At 39.5% G+C, this 18,369-nt stretch carries 17 protein-coding genes and 1 tRNA gene; 16 read left to right on the top strand and 2 right to left on the bottom strand.

Translation table 11 applies throughout. The features are described 5' to 3' along the window. Nucleotides 1-432: 432 nt before the first annotated feature. Entirely contained in the window at nucleotides 433-1,401 is a 969-nt protein-coding gene (locus DMI82_RS11690; protein WP_110103402.1) for a class C sortase, read from the top strand. 22 nt (nucleotides 1,402-1,423) lie between these two features. On the opposite strand, the gene DMI82_RS11685 is transcribed toward DMI82_RS11690, so the two are convergent. Further along, nucleotides 1,424-1,741, bottom strand: coding sequence for a hypothetical protein (locus tag DMI82_RS11685; RefSeq protein ID WP_110103401.1), 318 nt, complete (start codon nucleotides 1,739-1,741; stop codon nucleotides 1,424-1,426). A 785-nt stretch (nucleotides 1,742-2,526) separates the two neighbouring features. Between DMI82_RS11685 and iscB the strand changes: the two genes are divergently transcribed. The 9 genes from iscB to DMI82_RS11640 all read left to right on the top strand — a co-directional run bounded on the left by iscB (nucleotide 2,527) and on the right by DMI82_RS11640 (nucleotide 12,026). Beyond that, a complete protein-coding gene (iscB, locus tag DMI82_RS11680) occupies nucleotides 2,527-3,882 on the top strand; it encodes an RNA-guided endonuclease IscB (protein WP_110103400.1) in 1,356 nt (451 codons plus the stop codon). 101 nt (nucleotides 3,883-3,983) lie between these two features. Next, nucleotides 3,984-4,976 (top strand): hypothetical protein, encoded by a 993-nt coding sequence (locus tag DMI82_RS11675; protein WP_146207154.1) that lies wholly within the window; start codon nucleotides 3,984-3,986, stop codon nucleotides 4,974-4,976. A gap of 33 nt (nucleotides 4,977-5,009) precedes the next feature. After that, on the top strand, nucleotides 5,010-6,152 hold the full coding sequence (locus DMI82_RS11670; protein WP_110103398.1) for a hypothetical protein: 1,143 nt from the start codon (nucleotides 5,010-5,012) through the stop codon (nucleotides 6,150-6,152). Beyond that, nucleotides 6,152-7,144: a hypothetical protein gene (locus DMI82_RS11665; RefSeq protein ID WP_110103397.1), complete on the top strand. Its 993-nt coding sequence runs from the start codon at nucleotides 6,152-6,154 to the stop codon at nucleotides 7,142-7,144. The genes DMI82_RS11670 and DMI82_RS11665 overlap by 1 nt, the downstream gene beginning before the upstream one ends. A gap of 248 nt (nucleotides 7,145-7,392) precedes the next feature. Continuing rightward, on the top strand, nucleotides 7,393-8,148 hold the full coding sequence (locus DMI82_RS11660; protein WP_110103396.1) for a hypothetical protein: 756 nt from the start codon (nucleotides 7,393-7,395) through the stop codon (nucleotides 8,146-8,148). 64 nt (nucleotides 8,149-8,212) lie between these two features. Further along, nucleotides 8,213-8,431, top strand: a complete 219-nt coding sequence (locus tag DMI82_RS11655) for a hypothetical protein (RefSeq protein ID WP_110103395.1) — start codon at nucleotides 8,213-8,215, stop codon at nucleotides 8,429-8,431. A 1,630-nt stretch (nucleotides 8,432-10,061) separates the two neighbouring features. Continuing rightward, nucleotides 10,062-10,859, top strand: coding sequence for a hypothetical protein (locus tag DMI82_RS11650; protein ID WP_110103394.1), 798 nt, complete (start codon nucleotides 10,062-10,064; stop codon nucleotides 10,857-10,859). Between the two features lie 128 nt (nucleotides 10,860-10,987). Beyond that, entirely contained in the window at nucleotides 10,988-11,554 is a 567-nt protein-coding gene (gene hpf / locus DMI82_RS11645) for a ribosome hibernation-promoting factor, HPF/YfiA family (protein WP_110103393.1), read from the top strand. A 208-nt stretch (nucleotides 11,555-11,762) separates the two neighbouring features. Further along, nucleotides 11,763-12,026, top strand: coding sequence for a hypothetical protein (locus DMI82_RS11640; protein ID WP_110103392.1), 264 nt, complete (start codon nucleotides 11,763-11,765; stop codon nucleotides 12,024-12,026). A gap of 63 nt (nucleotides 12,027-12,089) precedes the next feature. Here the strand turns inward: DMI82_RS11640 and DMI82_RS11635 are convergent, their stop codons facing one another. Continuing rightward, nucleotides 12,090-12,662 (bottom strand): hypothetical protein, encoded by a 573-nt coding sequence (locus tag DMI82_RS11635; protein WP_110103391.1) that lies wholly within the window; start codon nucleotides 12,660-12,662, stop codon nucleotides 12,090-12,092. Nucleotides 12,663-12,923: 261 nt separating this feature from the next. Here DMI82_RS11635 and DMI82_RS11630 point away from each other — a divergent pair, with 261 nt between their 5' ends. The 6 genes from DMI82_RS11630 (at nucleotide 12,924) to DMI82_RS11610 (ending at nucleotide 18,296) form a co-directional block, all read left to right on the top strand. Continuing rightward, nucleotides 12,924-13,460, top strand: coding sequence for a hypothetical protein (locus tag DMI82_RS11630; protein WP_110103390.1), 537 nt, complete (start codon nucleotides 12,924-12,926; stop codon nucleotides 13,458-13,460). Between the two features lie 135 nt (nucleotides 13,461-13,595). Beyond that, complete coding sequence (locus DMI82_RS19790) at nucleotides 13,596-13,748, top strand: hypothetical protein (RefSeq protein WP_158526460.1); 153 nt, start codon at nucleotides 13,596-13,598, stop codon at nucleotides 13,746-13,748. Nucleotides 13,749-13,774: 26 nt separating this feature from the next. After that, nucleotides 13,775-14,560: a hypothetical protein gene (locus DMI82_RS11625; protein WP_110103389.1), complete on the top strand. Its 786-nt coding sequence runs from the start codon at nucleotides 13,775-13,777 to the stop codon at nucleotides 14,558-14,560. A 203-nt stretch (nucleotides 14,561-14,763) separates the two neighbouring features. Then, nucleotides 14,764-15,243 (top strand): hypothetical protein, encoded by a 480-nt coding sequence (locus DMI82_RS11620; RefSeq protein WP_146207153.1) that lies wholly within the window; start codon nucleotides 14,764-14,766, stop codon nucleotides 15,241-15,243. 358 nt (nucleotides 15,244-15,601) lie between these two features. Next, nucleotides 15,602-15,675 (top strand) — tRNA-Ile (locus DMI82_RS11615). A 1,382-nt stretch (nucleotides 15,676-17,057) separates the two neighbouring features. Continuing rightward, nucleotides 17,058-18,296 (top strand): replication initiation protein, encoded by a 1,239-nt coding sequence (locus DMI82_RS11610; protein WP_158526459.1) that lies wholly within the window; start codon nucleotides 17,058-17,060, stop codon nucleotides 18,294-18,296. Nucleotides 18,297-18,369: the final 73 nt, after the last annotated feature.

Raw genomic sequence — 18,369 nt, 5'->3', positions numbered from 1 at the left:
AGCTTCTCCACGCTTAAAAGAGAGAGCTTGCTTTGGCAAACAAAAATAAACAGTATTTTAAGCTGGTAAGAAAGACCGGGCGGGAGCCTTATAAGCGCCCGCCCGGTCTTTCTGCCATTCAACGGAGAACGGGGAATTCCCGGCCGACCAAAAGTCGTCCGCGGGTCAAACGTTCCGGTTTTAACTTCGCACGCGGGTCTGAATCCCCGTTCGTGCACTGCACTCAGCCTTATCGACGGGCGGGAAACCCGCCCTCGTCTGGTACACGCGAGCATAGCTCGCGGTATCACGGCTTCGCTTGTCAGCCTCTGCGAGGCTTGGTTATATTTATTCTGGTAACGAAGGCGTAAGCCTGAGTTATCATTTTTAATCTGGTACCGAGTCCTGTAAAGCAGGCGAGTTATCAATCAAATTGTGAAGGGATTTTTGCCTATGACAGATATGACAGATATGACAGAAAAGAAACATTCTACAAAAAAGACCAAGAAAAACAAGCTTGATATACGCAAAATGATATTTATTTTCTTAACTATATGTATTTCTCTTGGCCTTATACTATATCCATATATAGCAAACTTTGTCTACGAGCATCAGAAAGACGGAATCGTTGAAACCGTAGAAGAGAAAGTACAAACGGGAGATAAAGAGAAATATAAAAAAACAATAGAAAATGCCAAAAAATACAACGAAGATTTGGTAAATGGAGCAATCCAGCTCAAGGACCCTTTCAACGAAGAGAACATAGAGGAAGATGAACAGGAGTACGAATCCCAGCTCAATATGACAGATGACGGGGTCATGGGTATCATAAAAATACCATGCATTGACGTATCGCTGCCTATTTATCACGGAACAAGCTCAGATACTCTTGAAAAGGGCGTAGGGCATTTGCAGGGAACATCGCTGCCAATTGGAGGTAAAAGCACACATTCAGTCCTAACAGGACATTCAGGATTGAGCAGGGCAAAACTATTCACGGATTTGACTGCTATAAAAGAGGGGGATTTGTTTTTTATACATGTGGCAGGAAGGCGACTGGCATATAAGGTAGATGACATATCTATTGTACTACCGGAAGAAATGTCAAAACTTACGATAGAAAAGGGAAAGGATTACTGTACTCTTGTAACCTGCACACCTTACGGTGTTAATACGCATCGATTGCTCGTCCGGGGCGTAAGAATACCGTACACTGAACAAAAAGAAATAGTTGCCAAAGAAGAAACAAGTAACACCCATTCGCAATGGATGGAAGAGTATACTAAATCAATAATCATTGCGGCTATTGCCTTTATAACTTTACTGATTATCCTGATAGTATGGAGACAGATTTCAAGCAATAAGAAACGAAAAAGAAAAAAGAAACGGCGGAAAAAGCGCAAAAAAAAGAGTCCTGAATGATTCAGGGCTCTTAATTTGTTCCTTAATTCTGCGGGTTGTCAATATCGTATTTTCGTGCCAAAAAGAAGGCTGCGGCAACCAGACATATTTTCATTAAAAGATTAATCACGGGGACTGCCTGAGACAGGACCGTAAAGGCCGCTACGCCCCAGGCTGCACGCTTCCAGGTGTACCCTGCACGGATGGCGTTAAAACCACATACGGTAATCAGCAAGATTGGAATGATATACGATGTAGGCAGAAATAAAACCGCCAATACTCCAGCAATCAGCGCCAACGCTTCAACGTATTTTTCTTCTAATGATAAGTTCTCTTTGCTTCCAAAAATTAAGTTCTTCATGTTTTTTCCTTTCTTTCGTTTGTACAAATCGACAGATTGCTTATGTCAAGGCCATTAGAACAGGCTCTTAAAAAAGTAAATCTATATAAAAAGCACACATAGGTATGCTTGTTTACAAAAAAAACAGTTAAACATTTACAAATTTGACATCACCATTCTTGTTTTTTAACTGTACTCAATATGAACAAAAATATTAGAGACAAAAAAAAGAAAAAAATTCAGCATACTGTAGATAGAGCAAAAAAAATATTACTAAAAAAATACGGAGGAAGCTAGGTCAATAACCCGCGCCCGAGGTAAACCTCGGACGGGGCTTGTAAAAGAATAAATCTTTCTTATTCCCTCTTTTGTTTAGCCCCGTTACAGTTTACGGAAGGTGTTGGCTGTAAAGCCTTATTGATAGCGCCGGGGTTCCCCCGTCGTTATCACATAAGCCTTGCAGTCTTATTGATTAGCCTCAGTGTTAAACGAAGCCTTCCGGGCTAGTTTAATACTACGTTACCGGTAAAATAGGCACCGTGGGATGCTCCTCAAGTCTCACGCTCTGCGGTATGCTGTTAAACATCTCTTAGGGTAGGAGAAGTGCAGTATGCGCTAAACTATCGGATAACATTGGCGATGAGGACAACCGATTCTGATTAGGCGCCGGTTTGCCGAGGCCGAAAGGATAGAGAGCCTGTGTGGGCTGCTTTTAAATATCTTCGGATGTTTGGAAATAGTTGATACAGAAGGCGTAAGCCATCCCGGCTTGCCGGGAAAATATAAGAATAAAAGGAGGGCAGCTTATGCCAGTTGCAGTAATTAGTAAGACAGGCGAAAGATTAATGCCAACAAGTGAACGCAGAGCACGTAAGCTACTCAAATCAGGTAAAGCAATCAAGTATAGTTACCATCCGTTTACCATACAGCTTACCGAAAGGGAATCTGGAGATGTTCAGCCCATAGAGCTTTGTGTGGATACCGGATATATACATATTGGAATATCTATAAAATCAGAGAAGCACGAATATCTGGCTGAACAGATTGATACATTAACAGACGAAAAAGCCAGGCATGATGCATGCAGGATGTACCGCAGACAGAGACGAAGCAGAAAGAGATACCGCCAGCCACGGTTTAATAACCGGAAACGTAATGACAGGTGGATTGCTCCATCTCTGGAGCATAAGAAAAGTATCCACATCCAGGCAATTTTACGTATCTGTAAAGTGATGCCAGTTACTGATATTACCTTAGAAATGGGCAACTTTGATACTCAGGTTTTGAAGGCCAGAGAAGAAGGTAAGTCATTACCGCAAGGAGTAGATTATCAGCATGGCGAGAGATACGGTATTACAACACTCCGCGAAGCGGTGTTCTCGCGTGATGGATATACATGCCAGTGCTGCGGAAGGACAATAAAAGACGGTGCAATTCTTCATGTACATCATATTGTATACAGAAGCCAGGGCGGAACAAACCGTATGTCAAATCTCATCACTGTATGTGATAAATGCCATACACCGGCAAATCACAAGCAAGGCGGTAAGTTGTATAACTGGAAACCAAAGATTGCATCATTTAAGGGTGCAACATACATGACTACTATTCGATGGAAACTATATAACGAAGTAAAAGCGTTGTTTCCAGATATTGATATTCATGTTACATATGGCGCTGAAACGAAAGAATGGCGCAGGGCATTGGATATTGACAAATCACACGTTAATGATGCTTTTGTAATGGGGCAGTTTCATCCAAAGCACCGTATAAAAGCGGTTCTTTACAAGAAGAAACGCAGAAATAATAGGTGTCTTGAGAAGTTCTATGATGCAAAGTATATTGACAGCCGCGACGGAAAGAAGCGAAGTGGTCAGGAATTATTTAACGGTAGAATCAATCGTAATCATAAGAAGGATTCCGAAAATCTGCATCAGTATCGGTTACAAAAAGTGACCGCTGGAAAAAGAACTGTTAGGAAACAGCATTATAAAATTCAGCCTCACGATATAGTCATATACGAAAACAGAAAACGCGAGACTGCAGGATGTCACTGTAATGGAACACGGATGATGCTACTCCCTGATAAAAAATCTGCATCTATTAAAAAAGTTAAAATATACAGATATGCTGGCGGTTATTTTAAATCAGCATTTAATTAAAAGGAGGAAGCAGGAGGAATACAAAACCGCGCATTCCTCCCCACCCGACTACGAAACAAAGAATATTATTTCTTCGTCGGATGGGGTATCCTGCGCTGAAAATGATGAAAAATTACACAACAGATGATTCTAATATTGAAACTATTGATATCTCGGCCGTACATAAAAAAGCACGTGAAATCGATATGAGTTTATTCTTAAAATTATCGGATGAATGCGAGATTATATCAAAAATATATAAAATCACGGAACAGACCCTGACCAGAGCAATAGACCAGATGACAGAAACTATTGGCCTTGGCAGTGTAGACTTTAAGCTAGGCAGCAGCCCCAAATTAGTAAATCTCTTAATGTGCAGTCGAGGAAACATCCCGCCGCTTCCGATAACCGGCTCTGATGGCGACTATTCTTATACGATTATTGCAAAGGTAAACAATAACGGCCCGATGCCTGAGATATCGGCGGCTATATACAGAACGGCAAGCAGCGGCCCAATGAATGGATTCTGGGTGTTTGATTTTAAACTAATGGACTGGAGCATTGTAAACTACGCAAATCATCTTGGCTATACGCAGAAGCAGTTTGATATCATACAGAATAAGCCAAATTCAAATGAAGCGTTACTTCTAAAAGTGAGCAGCACTGGCAAAAAAATCATGCCTGATTTTGCATTTGAGGAATTATGTGAGAAGAATGAGGAAATTCTCAACTTATATAGAAAAACTGATTTATTTGTAAGTCTCAATTTTGACCAGGAAGACCAGGAAGCATTTTTAGCTCCATTGAAAAGTGATGCAGTGGATGGTCTGAGCGTTACCTTCCATAATGGTTTTTACGAACTAAACGCTGTAGCGCATGAACAGGTAATTGAAACGATTCTAAAGACAGAATCTGAAGACGAGATTTGTTCAATATTGACGGATATGCTGGATAGAAAGTTTTATCCGGATTCAGCAGCCATTGTTCCGTTGTCAGCAAACTCATTGATTGATGTAAGAGAAAATGGAAGCTATGAGTACATAGGAGACAAAGCAGCAATGCCCGTTGAGGAAGAACAGTTTTTTCAGAAATACCTGACCTATTATAAAAAGTAAAAAACTATCAGATAGAAAGACGAGGAAACTAATATGAATGAAAATAATATTGAAACTATTGATATGACCGAAATGCAGAAAGGAAGAAACAACAATAATGAGAAGGATAACGGTGGCTTGAATCTATCTTTCTTTGATGATATGGAAAATACCTTTAACACTTACAGAAAGTTCTGCCAGGAAACACGTGATATGGTGAAAGATGCGGCTAAAAACGCAATTGCCAAGGCAGGTCTTGGACATATAACCTTTTCTGTGCATAATGCGGACGCTTTCAAAGATAGCATTGTAAATAACAAACTGCGGCTTCGTGGCGTTACGCTGTCTGGAAGAGATGAAACCTATACGTACATCCTGGCTATCGTATCGCGCTACGAAGATGAGGCCGAAGATATCTTCGACCTGGATGATGAAGATGATTATGACGATTTAGATATCGACGAAGATTTGGACGAAATGTCTGATGAGATTGAATATCCAGACAATGTACAGATTACGCTATTTAAATATGACTCTGTTGATGAGGTGGCGCTTACAAGTTCAAAATATTTTCAGTATGATTTTGAATTTTCAAAATGGATTCCTGTAAACGTAGAGGATATTTCCGGGATTACTGCAAAACAGGAAAGCATCCTAACCGGAAATGACAAAGAATTGAGCCGGGTTCTTTCTGTATGCATTGACGGACTTGGCCCGATGACAAACAAGCAGTTTGAAAACCTACTGGCAGGAAATAAACCAATCATTGACCTTTACAAGCGCACATCGCGTTTTACTGATATAGAACTTTATGACCCGGATACAATCATCTTAATTCCATCAATGCAGTATGAGGGACTGTCCGTATCATATGAAGATGGGACATATCGCTTAAATTCCGTTTTTCTTGGTGAGGTCATTGAAACTGTTGCCAAAATTAAAAACATTGATGATATAGAAAATGTCCTTATTGAAATGGTCGACAAGCAGTTTTACGCCGATACAATTGTCGTGACACCGCTTTCCAGCAAGGCATTTTATGTTATCCGTTCAGATGGAGCATCAGAGTTTTTCTATCCGGCAGATAGAAAAAAGCCGGCTCCGACCGATGAAGAACGCAGGATTATGAATGAATATACGAAATATGTCAACGAATTTTACGCGAGGGAAGTCGCTGGAGGAGAGGAGGAGAATTAATGGACAAAAAGACCGAAGTGAATCAAAGAGCCACCAAAAAGAATAGAAAAAGAGCTGTTCAGAAGTGGATAATGGCTATTGTAGCAGCCAGCATGGTTGCAAGCATGGTCGCCGGAGTTGTCGCTCCGGCTGTTTCGGCAAAGGCAGAGCCTCAGGCGCCTGCACAGACAGAAACTCCAAAAAAGAAAGGCACACCAGTAGGCACATGGTATGGAAAGATTTTCGGAATGTCAGTTGTGCTGAACCTAAAGGACGGAGGCGCATATTGTATAGACTTTGAGGGACGAAATGAAGAGACCGGAACATGGATAATAGATGGAGACAACGTCATCACAGATAAAGGGGACAACAGTGAAACGACATATATATTTAATGGGGACAGCCTCATCACGAAGGTTAAGGGGGCAAAAATGAAGCTAACAAAAGACGAAGATGCCTCTTCCTCAGAATCCTCAGAATCTGATAAAACGCCAAATAAAAATGCTGAGGAATCCGATTTTAACGGAGTTTGGGAAGCAGACTCTGTAAGTATTGGAAAACTTTCCGCTGAACCATCTACATTTGGAATTGCAAGTGCTTTTTTAAACATTAAAAATAAAAAAGTTGATATTTATATTGACAATACTTCATCGAACAATCCAATCCAGGCTGACGAACTGGACGGTTCTTTTGAGAACGGAACGCTAACCTGTGCAATAGAAAATAACGATAAGCCATTTATCCTGGATATGGTTTCCCTTAATGACAAGACTATTATATGTACTTTAAGGACTGATGATTATGAAATGCAGTTAAATATGAAAAAAAGCACGGAAAAAGAACTAAAAAAAGCAAAGAAGATGGCAGCCGCATCCGAACAGAAGAGTAAGAAAAACGCCGATTCAGGTTCTGAACCAGATACAGACAACTATATCGATTCTGATGACACCAGCACGGCAAAAACAAAAGATATCAAGCCTGGTACGGCTGGAGCCGCAGCACATACAAATTAACAGAGAACGGGAAGTCCCCGGCCGACGAAAAGTCGTCCGCGGGTCAAATATTCCGGTTTTAACTTCGCACGTGGGTCAGAATCCCCGTTCGAAGTCTGGTTACGAACCGGAACGGCGAGTTATCAAAAAGAACCAAAAAAAAAGAAGAAGATACTTGATATGTATCTACTTCTTTTTTTTATGGTTCAATAAATCCTACATATTGTTATCGATAAAATAATTTTTCAAACATGAAAGGAAGAAAAAAAATGAAAAAAATCACAAAAAAAATGGTCACTGTTGTTATCGCTGCTTCTGTTGTTGCACTGTCTCCAGTTCAGACTTTTGCAAAAGACCCAACACCGGAAGAAACCGCTATGGAGTCATATGTATCCAATAGCGTTGTCGGAACATGGTATGGAACATGGAATGAAAGAGAAGCCGTTGTTGAGTTAAAAGATGATGGCGATTATTACATTCGTTTTACAGACGATGCTAAGCCTGGAGATGTTGTATTTACACAGGGCAAATGGTATGCAGACAACTTATCTGTAAGCTTCCTGGAAGCATTAGATAAGGATGTAGTCACAATGGATTATAACAACGTGACAGAAACCCTGCATAAAGCAGGGCCGGATGGAAACGATGAGGTGTTCTCAAGGGAGAAAAACGATGACTATTCAGAAGAAGTGTCTTTTGATGGTATGTGGAAGGTCATTGATATCACCAGCAATCGTTTTACAGTAGAGGCCGATTATGTTGAAAATGTGTTCGTATCTATCATGGGTAATAAAATGGACGTTAATGTTCAGAGACCGGATGGAAACGAGCTTGAGCTCAAAGACATCACATTAGAGACAGATTCGGACCTTGGCATCGCATCTTATGAAATGCATGACGAACTGCTTGGGTATAGTTCTAGCAAAATTGTTGATGGAACACTTATGTATGTTGCGGATGGCCATGTTGAGATGAGTGTTAAATTAAGCGGAAAGACACTTAGACTAACACTTGAAAAAATTTGATTTTTTCAGAGGGGATATAAGATAATCCCCTTTTATTTTTTTCTAAACAGGGGAGGTAATCAATATGTTAAGTACAATTTTTATTATTTTAATGTTTGCTGTTGTCGTAGATTTTTTCTGGCTTGCAATTAAGCTGGCATGGAGTGTCGGAAAATTAATCCTTTCTTTTATCTTTTTTCCGGTCGCTATGATTCTTCTGGCAGCAAGTGGGCTAATTACGGCAGCGCTGATGATTCTTTTGATAGTTGGAATCATCGCGTTAATCTTTTCCTTTGCAAAATAAGAAAAAACATGCTTAGACGGCTCAAAAAGCCGTCTTTTTTATTTTTTATATAGAATATTTTTCAGTGTTTATTTTTCGAAAAAAATATTTTTATTTTTCGCACTTTTTTTTATTTTATTTAGCATATTGGAATTGCACCGAAAAAATGATGCAAAAGAAACTCGTTAACGAAGACCATGATTCCGTTGCAACCTGGTCATATAAGACCGGCGGTTTTATGGGATTTTAAATAAAAAATAAAATCATGAGGCATCACCTGTTATCAGTACAGGGCGCAAACGGACGAACCGGAGCGTGATGAGAAACGAGATGCTGCTGTAGTAATACAGCAGGGATTGCCGTGGATTCCACGGGTGCTGCAGACGCAGCGTTTGACGGGTGTTTTTTTGTTGCCAAAAAAAGAAAGAAAAAATAGCAACAAAAGAATACCAATATCTTCCTGGATAACAATTTATCAGTTAAAAAGGAGATATCATCAACAATTACTAAAACAACGTTAAGTGAACGGCCGAGCGGCAAGAAGTCGGCGGGGACCAGCAGATAAGGCTTTGAATCAGCTGGGGCACCAAAGGGGTTAAGGCGCGTTTCAGGACCTCAATAAGCCTAAGGACACGTTGCAATGTCTAGATGTTGAAAAACACGTATATTCAGAAATAAATATAGGGTTAAACGTAGGACGCGGGGGCTCGCACGCAATTGCTGCGAATGCCGAGGATGCTTAACCTATGCGGAAGAACAGAGAAGAAAAGAATGTCTTCTTCATAAGTTAAGTATCCTGAACATGCTTAATGAACGAAAGTGAAGGATGTGAGGGGCGGCGAAAAATATAAGGTGACTTATATGACCACATCCGCAGAGAGTCGCAAGACTCACTGCAATAAGGCATGCGCTGCTAATAACAGCGACTATTCAAAGCCGTCATGATATGCGAGGCGAACGACTCATTATACGGGTGTCATTACTTTTTGGAGTGGGCTGAGTGTGGATTGGCATAGTTTTTCTGGAAAAATAACTCTTTTTGTAGTTATTTTTTCTTCATATTCCTTCATAGGAGAAACTATGTCAACCCGCTCAGCTCACTCCTATTGCCGGGGTCATATGGCGCAAGCTCAAATTTATCGACAAAGTGTTACTTTTTTCGTATGTTAAACGTTGTGGAACACAAAACCCGGCAACTTAACGACTGCCACAGCGTCTGGTGTAGGTGAACGCCAGTTCACCGAAACAAATGCCAGATACCTAGTGTATACGACTGACTACTGAGCGTTAGCCAATAACCAATAAAGCACCGTAGAATTACGCACATGTCGCAGCATGAAAAACTGGGAGCGAATAGGCGTAAGCCTATTCAGCGACGCTCTAAATCTTTCAGATTTACTTGCTTGAAAAGCAAGTAAAGATGTGAAGATTTGAGCCATTACAAAATACTTATACACTCCATATTGGTTTGTCTCTAGCACAAATACTGGCAATAGGCTGGGTGTAGGAATAGAGTGGCGTAGCATGCAGGCAGCAATGGGAAAACAATGAGAAACTGTCTGGCTGTTGTGCGGCTGCTTTTTTTAAGACTCCGTGCGTTTTGCATATTAAACTTGTATAAAATTTTTGATACAAAGAAAGGAGCCTTATTATGGGTAAAATGTTTACAACAAAGAAGAGAGTAAGACCGGTATTCGTTGAGGATACAGACAAGACTATGTTTGCGGAGGTATGCCCGGCGTACGGACTTCCGGCAGATTTTTACGAGATGGGCGCTATGGATGAACTGGGCTTTTATTATGTCCTTAAAAGCCTCAAGAATGGAATGACGGAGTTCTCTGACCTCAAAGGATATATGTTTTCTGTTCCATTTGAAGACGGCGTTAACATGATGATTCGCGAAGCACTCCAGGAGATTCACGAGCTTGCAGATAAAGCAGAAATGCTCGGTATAGAGGATATCAGGTCTTCTGCAGCAGTGAATGAGGCCAGAAGAGATATCCGTGCACGTATTGCAACCCTGAACGAATCAAAGAAGGTTGCAAATACAGACATGCTGACCGTATTAAAGGATATGGGTCTTAACGAAGAAGGATACAGAGTTGGATGCCGGCTCAATGGGATTGTTTATGAATTCGTTTCATACCGTCCTGATGCTGGTGATAATCCCTATGTTCTTGAAAATGTGTCAAATAGAAACCCGATAAGTAGATACCGTTTTGTTTCTTTTGAAATGTTGTCAACGGCTATCAGAAACTACGCTTCAAGCGAAAAGGAAGAGGGTGAAACTGCTGAATATTTCCGCTTGATGGCATTGGCTAAAAAGATGGTCCCGGTAGTAGAGAACATTGAAACCGTTGTGCCAAAGAAAGCCGATGCGGCTGTGTTGCTGATAAAGGCTGAGACTCCAGTCACAACCGAAGAAAGCGGACAGCTGCGGTTTTGCTAATTATACAGAAAAGAACAAGTACATTTTTGTGCTTGTTCTTTTTTTAGTTTTTTTCGCAAAAAAATTAACCATTCGTGTTTTTTCGGCATACTACATATACAAAAACAAATACGAAGGAGGACTCGTTTATGAGACTTACAATTTCAGGAAAGAATTTTACATTAACAGAAGGGATTAAAGACGCAGCAGAAGAAAAAATCAAAAAGATTGAGCGCCTGGTTGGAGACGATGCTTCTGCCGCGGTTCTGGTGTCTGCAAAAAAAGGAAAAATCAATGCAAAAAGGGCAGAAGTCACCGTTAAGTTCAATGGAAATGTAGTAAGGGCAGAAGTTACGGATGATGACTTATATAAAGCAATGAATGATGCTGTTGATATTGCAGCAGAGAGAGTAAAAAAAATGAAGGAAAAAGGAAGAAAAAGAGCCGGCAGTAAGACCATCCGCGAGGCTGATGCTACAGAGGTAGCTGATGCATGCACATCTACATATGACGCTGCGCAGATGGTTAAGATGATTGACCGCGAGAAGATGATTGCTGCAGAGGTAATGTCCAGAGAAGAGGCTTGTGTAGAGATGGAGTATACAGACCATGACTTTTATGTATTCCGTGACTCTGACCGTGATGACACGCTGAGCATTCTATATAAACGAAAAGAAAAAGGATATGGTCTGCTGGTGGTAGATGAGCCGTTTTAAAAAGCGCAAAAGAAACAAGATAGCCAGAAAAAGAGAGGAGTGAGAACGAGAAACGCCGGCAGTAACTTGCCGGCGTTTTGTTTTGTCGTCGCAAAATGCACTGCATTTTTCAGCATATTGTCTCTGACACAGGAAACAAGCAGCAGTACAGGAGGCGGTATGTATAGTCAGCGAACACTACAAAGAAAACAGATATACGAGAGAATCCATGATTTCAGATGTAATCGGCGAAGGAAATGTTGTGGATAGTTTCGTCGTAGATAGAGAACATCCAAACGGGCCGGAAATCCATTCTGTGACAGACACCGGAATCATCGTTGTACATAATCAGAGAACCGGAAAGATGGTAACAAAACTGATTGCCAGGCCGGGGCAGGTTAAGAGATACTATAACGCAGAGGGAAGAAACGCACCACAAGACATTTTGGCTATCGCAAAAGAGCACCTGAAAAAAGGATACAATAACATATAGCGTTCTAGAAGAAAAGACAAAAAAAAGCAGCGGAAAGATTATCGTTCCCGCTGCTTATTGCTTTTATGCTGCGATGTCTTTGGATATTGCCTCGAATTTTCGCTTCAAAACGAACAAGAGCGTATCATCAAGTACGTCCTGCACTCCAAGCAAGGTGCCATCATCGCGAACATCATTGACAATATATTCTTCTGTATTGAATCCAAATTTGTCACCCATTGCCTGCAGTAATTCTTCATCTGTCGCATCTTCCTTAACTGTAAAATTCTTGCATAATACAGTATCCCAATAATGTACTGTATAAGCAACCATCGGCTGCTCGTAACAGATTCCAGTTGCAACGATACCAGTCGGATAAAAGTCGCAGATTACATATCCAAGGTCAATGTAATAGTCACTTTCATGCTGCTCCTGTTTTGTATCTTCCTTTGTTGCGCTCAGTACACAGAAGATATCGGAATCCAGGCATCCGTTTTCAAGCATTCTGTGCAATGTCTCTTCAATACATCCGGACAAATCAATATCTCGGTTGATATCTTCAACAACAGGTCCGATGATATACGTTGATTTGCTCGCACAGCATGTGACCTCATAAATCGCTTCATTTTCCTTTAACAGTTCTTTTAAGATTTCCATAAAATATTCCCCTTTCGTTGTTTGTGAATTAAATCGTCAAAAGAAATATGAAAAATATAGATAAAAAGAAAAAAGTGGAAAGGCTGGCGAACGGAAACACAGCCAGAAATATAGATTTCTCATAGACGTTTTCTCACCGTGAGAAAAAACATGCCTATAGGAAATCCGTAGAATAATAACTCGCAAAAAAATCACGCCCGCCTTGTTTTTAAACATATTACTTACAACAAAAAAAAGAACCGAAAAGGAGTTGTAAGTATTATGACAAAGAAAGCAGAAAAAAGGACATTATGGGAAACACAGGGAAGAAGTTTTGTACGTGATTTGGATTATGGAAAAAGGGGCGAAGAGCGTATTGCCAGACATCTGAGAAAATATAAAAGTGTTGTAGACGTCAGAGATATTAGCAATACAAGACGTGGAATCGATGATGATATTGATTTTGAAATCGTTTATGCAGATGGCCATGTGTCCACTGCTGAAATCAAAACCGATACTATGGCACACAGGACAGGAAATCTGGCTTATGAGAAATTCTCACACAGAAACCCGGGATGCTTTGCAAGAACAAAGGCAGACCACATCATTTACCTGTTAGACCATACAGGTGAAGCATTTGTACTGGACCCGAAAAAATTCAGAGCGTTTATTGCTGAAATGGAGGCAGACCAGGATAAGGCGAAATCACTTAGGGTGACATGGAGAAAGATGGGAGAGGGTGCTTCCGGATATCTGGTCCCAATTAAAAGTATTCTTAAAACGGATGTAGTAGAGGCTAAAATGATGGTCGCAGCGTAATCTTTATATGCGGTTCTTCTCACGGTGAGAAGAACCGATACGATAAAGCATCGTTTCCTTTTTTGCAGAAAATCGGCATATTGTATGTGAAGAGGCCGGCACAGCCGGTCATACGACAATAAGGAGGCGATAATTTTGAACTCACAAATGGAACAATTTTTTAAAGTGATGCTTGCGCTTGTAATGACAGTCATCTTAATCAGTACATTGGCAGGTTATCTGAAAGAAAACTATTCAAGTTTCGATATCCAAGATGAAACAACAGAAACAACGAACAACGAAAAATAACGCAGGATGCAGGAGGAGAGCTCAACATGGCAAAAAGAAGATTTGCAAGCAAATTCTATAATTGTAGTTACGATTCACTGGTGCCTGTTAGAAAAGCCCCTGCAGACAGGCTTATCCCATGTACAGTATACGGGGAAATCACAAAAGAAACTGTCGCTGAATTAAAAGACAGATTTGCTTTTCAAATGTTTTCCGAATCCGCAAAAGATAAAAATGAAGATTTTCCCGGGATAAGGTTTTCTGTGAGAGGAACAATGCCAAACGGAAATCTTAAAAGTGCAAAGGAGTTTTTAAAAGAAAAGGAAATGCGGCTACGGCATGATAAATCTGTGTATATGCACTTTGAGATTCCTGGAGGCTATTTATACTCCGGATGGAAAAGCGGGCGGAAAACAAAAATAAAGCCGGAAGACTTGCCTAAAAGTTATGTACGCATTTCTAACTACAAAAAGAACGGATATATGGAGACAGCAGGTGTCGTGGATATGATATATGAACCGGGCCCATTCCATAACCACACATTCAAAGATGATTTTTTGTATATTGCATATAAAGAAAGATTGCCTGAGGCAAAACAAGGCTGTTGGTCAGAATTGCTTGAAGCATGCGACGAATATGCGTTCGGGAATGATATCATCAATGTATTAAAAGGAATTGAAACAAATAATCCAGATAATCAGGAATTATTGGATAAAGTACAGACAATAAAGTCACAAATGGTTGCGCAATACAATGCGTATGTGGACCAAATGAGACAAGACTTTGGCAGGGAAGAAAGATATATTAAAGATTTCTCAGAACTAGAATGGTGATTTCTTGTCGCAAGATACGGCGACTGCTTGCTTGTAAGAAAAGGCTAAAAAATTACAAAAATATGTGATTTTCAGGCCTTTTCTATACATCTATTTGAAAAATCTGGGTTTGTCGTATAGATGTAGAAACCACTGCTTCTAAATATAGTTTCCATAAATAAATGATAATGCTATTGATAACGCTATGACAAAGTTATGGTTTTTTGCTTAAAAACAATATAAAAAATGATTTTTTCTTTGGAAAGTATACATCTGCAACTGTTTATTACTATTACCATGTCAAGCAGCGTAACGAAAAGCAAAAAAAAGGAGGAAAAATAAAATTGGAACGGAAGAAACATATTCGAAATCTTGACCGCATTCGGCAAATGTCTGTTGAGGAACTGGCCCCGTTGTTGGTGCATGAGTCCTACGAGTTCGACGTAGACTATGATTGGGAAAATCCTATAGAAACATATGATGCCGTTTACAATTCCCCTTCTGGAGGTGTCTTCAATAATTACGACGATGCTCTTGATGATTGTATACAGTGGCTGAATGAGGAACCGAAAAATGACGGTAATGATTCGTTGAACATAAGTTCACCGCCACCAGGCGTTGACGGAGTTTCTGACTCCCCGCACACGTCAAGCAACCTCCGAACCGATGGACAACCAGACTGTTCGGGGTCTGACCGCTTATAGCAATCCTTTTCAGCTTTGCACGTGAGCCAGAATCCACGTTCGGAGTTCTGTAACGGGCCCCGCTAAGCCCGAGTTACCAAAAAAAATAAAATATTTTTTCTTTTTTCGTCAAAAACAATATTTATTCAGCATACTATATATGTAACAAGATAAAAACAATCTTGCACATGGCTTAAAGCCTATGGCATTGCATAAAGTCACCGTTACCATACTTAGCTCAGTTGGTTAGAGCAACCGGCTCAACGCCGAAGGCGTGCGAAGAAAAAGATGTGACAGAGTCACAGATTTGGCGAGTAACCGGAAGGTATGAGCCGGATTAGTGGATTTAAAATTAAATTAAATATAGCATTAATTATATGGACGCTTAGCTCAGTTGGTTAGAGCAACCGGCTCATAACCGGTCGGTCCTGGGTTCGAGTCCCAGAGCGTCCATTTCTCGTAAAAAATACCGCCACTGATTGTTGAGTTAAGAAAATCATAGGTGGTATTTTTGATAAGTATCGAGTATAATTACTTAACTCGATAGTTTTAACGGAGAACGGAAAGTTCCCGGCCAGGCTTGCCGTCATGGAAGGGCTGTTTGTAACAACCCTCCCATGAACAAAGAGTCGTCCGCGGGCCAAATGTTCCGGTTTTAACTTCGCATGTGGGTTTGAATCCCCGTTCGTGCACTACACTCAGCCTTACGGCTTCGCTTGCCGCACTTCGTGCTGGTTATATTTATTCTGGTAACGACTCCGGCAAAGCCGGGGAGTTATCACGAACGCAAAGCGTGAGTTATCAACAAAGGCATACCCTCTTTTTGTCATATGTTTTTTGTATGACACTACTCTTCTACTCTTTTGAACTTTGAAAAATGGAGGTTGTTTTATTATATATAATAACAACATAAGTTTCATTTATTTATTATATGCTACAAATGCCACTATTTGCAAGGCTTCTAGGACTTTTTAGCGTAGGTTTACGGATGAACTTACGTATTTATGTGGATAAACTTACGAAATGATAAAGGAGCGACAACCGTCTAAAAATGGAGTTGTTTTTCTGATATGAAAAGGTAGTTTTTTGGAGGAATTAGCGGATAAATCTGGCGCAAAAACCGTATTTTTATAGATATTTTGTAACTTCCGTCCAAAATAAGAGCTTTTTGTCATTGTATCCCGGCCATATGTGGAGAAAAATTCAATTGCTTAACCGTCTAAAAATGGAGTTGAAAAAATATTCCGTCCAAATATGGAGCATTTTTTATAACAAATAATAGATGGACTCCTTTTTTGTACGGAAGTAAAAAATCTAAAACCGTTCAAATATGGAGCTTTTTATATCAAGAATTTTTATATCAAGAATAAAGAAGCAAAAAATAGTACACTTTACGTATCGTTTATTCATGAAAAATCCCATGGATTACGTTTACAAAGCGGTAATTTAATATTTTGAAGAAGTAAAATAAATATGCCGACATGATTAAGCTTGTCTATCCCGTCTAAATATGGAGCGTATATGGTTATATGTTAATTTTCAGAGAAATCTAATCTATAAACTCCATATTTGGACGGTCAAAAAAAATATCAAATACAAAATTTACTCCATATTTGAACGGGATAGTAAATTACTTCCGTTTGAATATGGAGTTTTTTTTACGTCTAAATGTGGAGTCGCCCAAAGAGTAAAATGTACACTCCATATTTGGACGGTAAGAGTCTTTACCGTTCATTTTGGAGTTTTGGTTGCTTTTTTTTGCCTGCGCTGATATAATACCTATTAGTTTACCGTTCATTTTGGAGAAAATCCAGTCTAAATTGGAGTGTGACAAATTGAGAAAAAAAGAAGAAAATACTGATGTATTATATGAATGCCATGGAGACCTGTTTTCAAAATCAAATACATTAATAGATAGTAAGTACAAGGCCTCATTAATGGAACAAAAATTGTTAAATATTGTTCTCTCAAAACTACAGAAGCGGCAATATAATGATGAAGGCGAGACTGGCGGATTGGTTTGTTCGATAAAGGCTGCAGAACTCAGAGAATTATTGAGAGTATCTGGAGGAAGTTTTTATACACAATTAAATAAAGCAGCAGCGGCTATGACATCTAGGACGATTGGTTTTGTAAATGATGATATAAAAACATTCAAATACATATCATTAATTTCAATGGCCCAGTATGAAAAAGGAACCTTTACAGTCAAATTTAATTATGAGCTAAAAAAATATTTAACACAAGAGGCTCCTTTTACGGTTTTGGACCTCCCTGTTATACTGGCATATAATAGTGTTTATGCACTACGTCTACATGAGATATTACTGTCAGAGTGTTATAATATGAAAAAACCTGGTGTAGCAAAATATACTAAAAAAGAGGCGACAAAAGGACATTATAAAATAGAAATTGGATTGTCTGAATTAAAGCTGTCGTTAGGCGTCGTAAATGCAGAGACTAGCGCGGTGCAGAAAGTGTTGGCTGGCTCTCCTACTCCTGATTATGATAAAGCTGTAGAAAAGGCAACGGAAAAAAGCTTTTCTGATTGGTATGAGTTCCGAAGGAAAGTCATAGAGGTTGCCGTGAAAGAAATCAATAGAGTGGACAACGGAACATTTGTTTCGTATGAACCTAAAAAGGCTGGTCATGGTGGAAAAGTTTACGCGATTACTTTTTTTGTGGAACTCGGAAATAAAGAAAATGAAGAAGAGAAAAAAACAGAAGCAACTAAGAAGAGTAAATCGCAGTTAAGCCAGGAGGAACAATTTGAACTTTTCTTTAAAGTTAAAACACTTATAAAAGAAGAATTGTCGTATGATGACATAGGTGTCATATGCAAAGCTGCGGAATATGATATTCAAAAAATTGAAAAGGCATATATGGTAGCCTCCTCTTCTACTAATGCTATTGATAATTTAGTCGGATTTATGATTAAGGCTATCAAAGAAAATTACGATTTGCCGGTTAAAAAAGAAAATGGTAAAAAACAAAATAAATTTAATAATTTTCATCAGCGAGATTATGATTTTGATGAGTATGAAAGGGCTTTATTAAATAGGGACCAAGCGTAAAAAAAGAAGAGAAAAGGATACATGCTCCTCTTCTCTTCTTTTTTTTTGTTTTCTCACCGTGAGTAAATATGAA

The organism is Blautia sp. BCRC 81119 (assembly GCF_003184505.1).
Classification (GTDB): Bacteria; Bacillota; Clostridia; order Lachnospirales; family Lachnospiraceae; genus Blautia_A; species Blautia_A fusiformis.
The sequence above is the reverse complement of the archived record's forward strand: the minus strand, read 5'-3'. Positions and strand labels throughout refer to the sequence as shown.

What these genes read in the sequence shown, in the direction of transcription:
- DMI82_RS11670 (WP_110103398.1), top strand. Translation starts at nt 5,010, where the DNA reads ATGAATGAAAATAATATTGAAACTATTGATATGACCGAAATGCAGAAA.
- DMI82_RS11675 (WP_146207154.1), top strand. Translation starts at nt 3,984, where the DNA reads ATGATGAAAAATTACACAACAGATGATTCTAATATTGAAACTATTGAT.
- hpf (WP_110103393.1), top strand. Translation starts at nt 10,988, where the DNA reads ATGAGACTTACAATTTCAGGAAAGAATTTTACATTAACAGAAGGGATT.
- iscB (WP_110103400.1), top strand. Translation starts at nt 2,527, where the DNA reads ATGCCAGTTGCAGTAATTAGTAAGACAGGCGAAAGATTAATGCCAACA.
- DMI82_RS11630 (WP_110103390.1), top strand. Translation starts at nt 12,924, where the DNA reads ATGACAAAGAAAGCAGAAAAAAGGACATTATGGGAAACACAGGGAAGA.
- DMI82_RS11690 (WP_110103402.1), top strand. Translation starts at nt 433, where the DNA reads ATGACAGATATGACAGATATGACAGAAAAGAAACATTCTACAAAAAAG.
- DMI82_RS11650 (WP_110103394.1), top strand. Translation starts at nt 10,062, where the DNA reads ATGGGTAAAATGTTTACAACAAAGAAGAGAGTAAGACCGGTATTCGTT.
- DMI82_RS11640 (WP_110103392.1), top strand. Translation starts at nt 11,763, where the DNA reads ATGATTTCAGATGTAATCGGCGAAGGAAATGTTGTGGATAGTTTCGTC.
- DMI82_RS11655 (WP_110103395.1), top strand. Translation starts at nt 8,213, where the DNA reads ATGTTAAGTACAATTTTTATTATTTTAATGTTTGCTGTTGTCGTAGAT.
- DMI82_RS11665 (WP_110103397.1), top strand. Translation starts at nt 6,152, where the DNA reads ATGGACAAAAAGACCGAAGTGAATCAAAGAGCCACCAAAAAGAATAGA.
- DMI82_RS11635 (WP_110103391.1), bottom strand. Translation starts at nt 12,662, where the DNA reads ATGGAAATCTTAAAAGAACTGTTAAAGGAAAATGAAGCGATTTATGAG.
- DMI82_RS11625 (WP_110103389.1), top strand. Translation starts at nt 13,775, where the DNA reads ATGGCAAAAAGAAGATTTGCAAGCAAATTCTATAATTGTAGTTACGAT.
- DMI82_RS11660 (WP_110103396.1), top strand. Translation starts at nt 7,393, where the DNA reads ATGAAAAAAATCACAAAAAAAATGGTCACTGTTGTTATCGCTGCTTCT.
- DMI82_RS11685 (WP_110103401.1), bottom strand. Translation starts at nt 1,741, where the DNA reads ATGAAGAACTTAATTTTTGGAAGCAAAGAGAACTTATCATTAGAAGAA.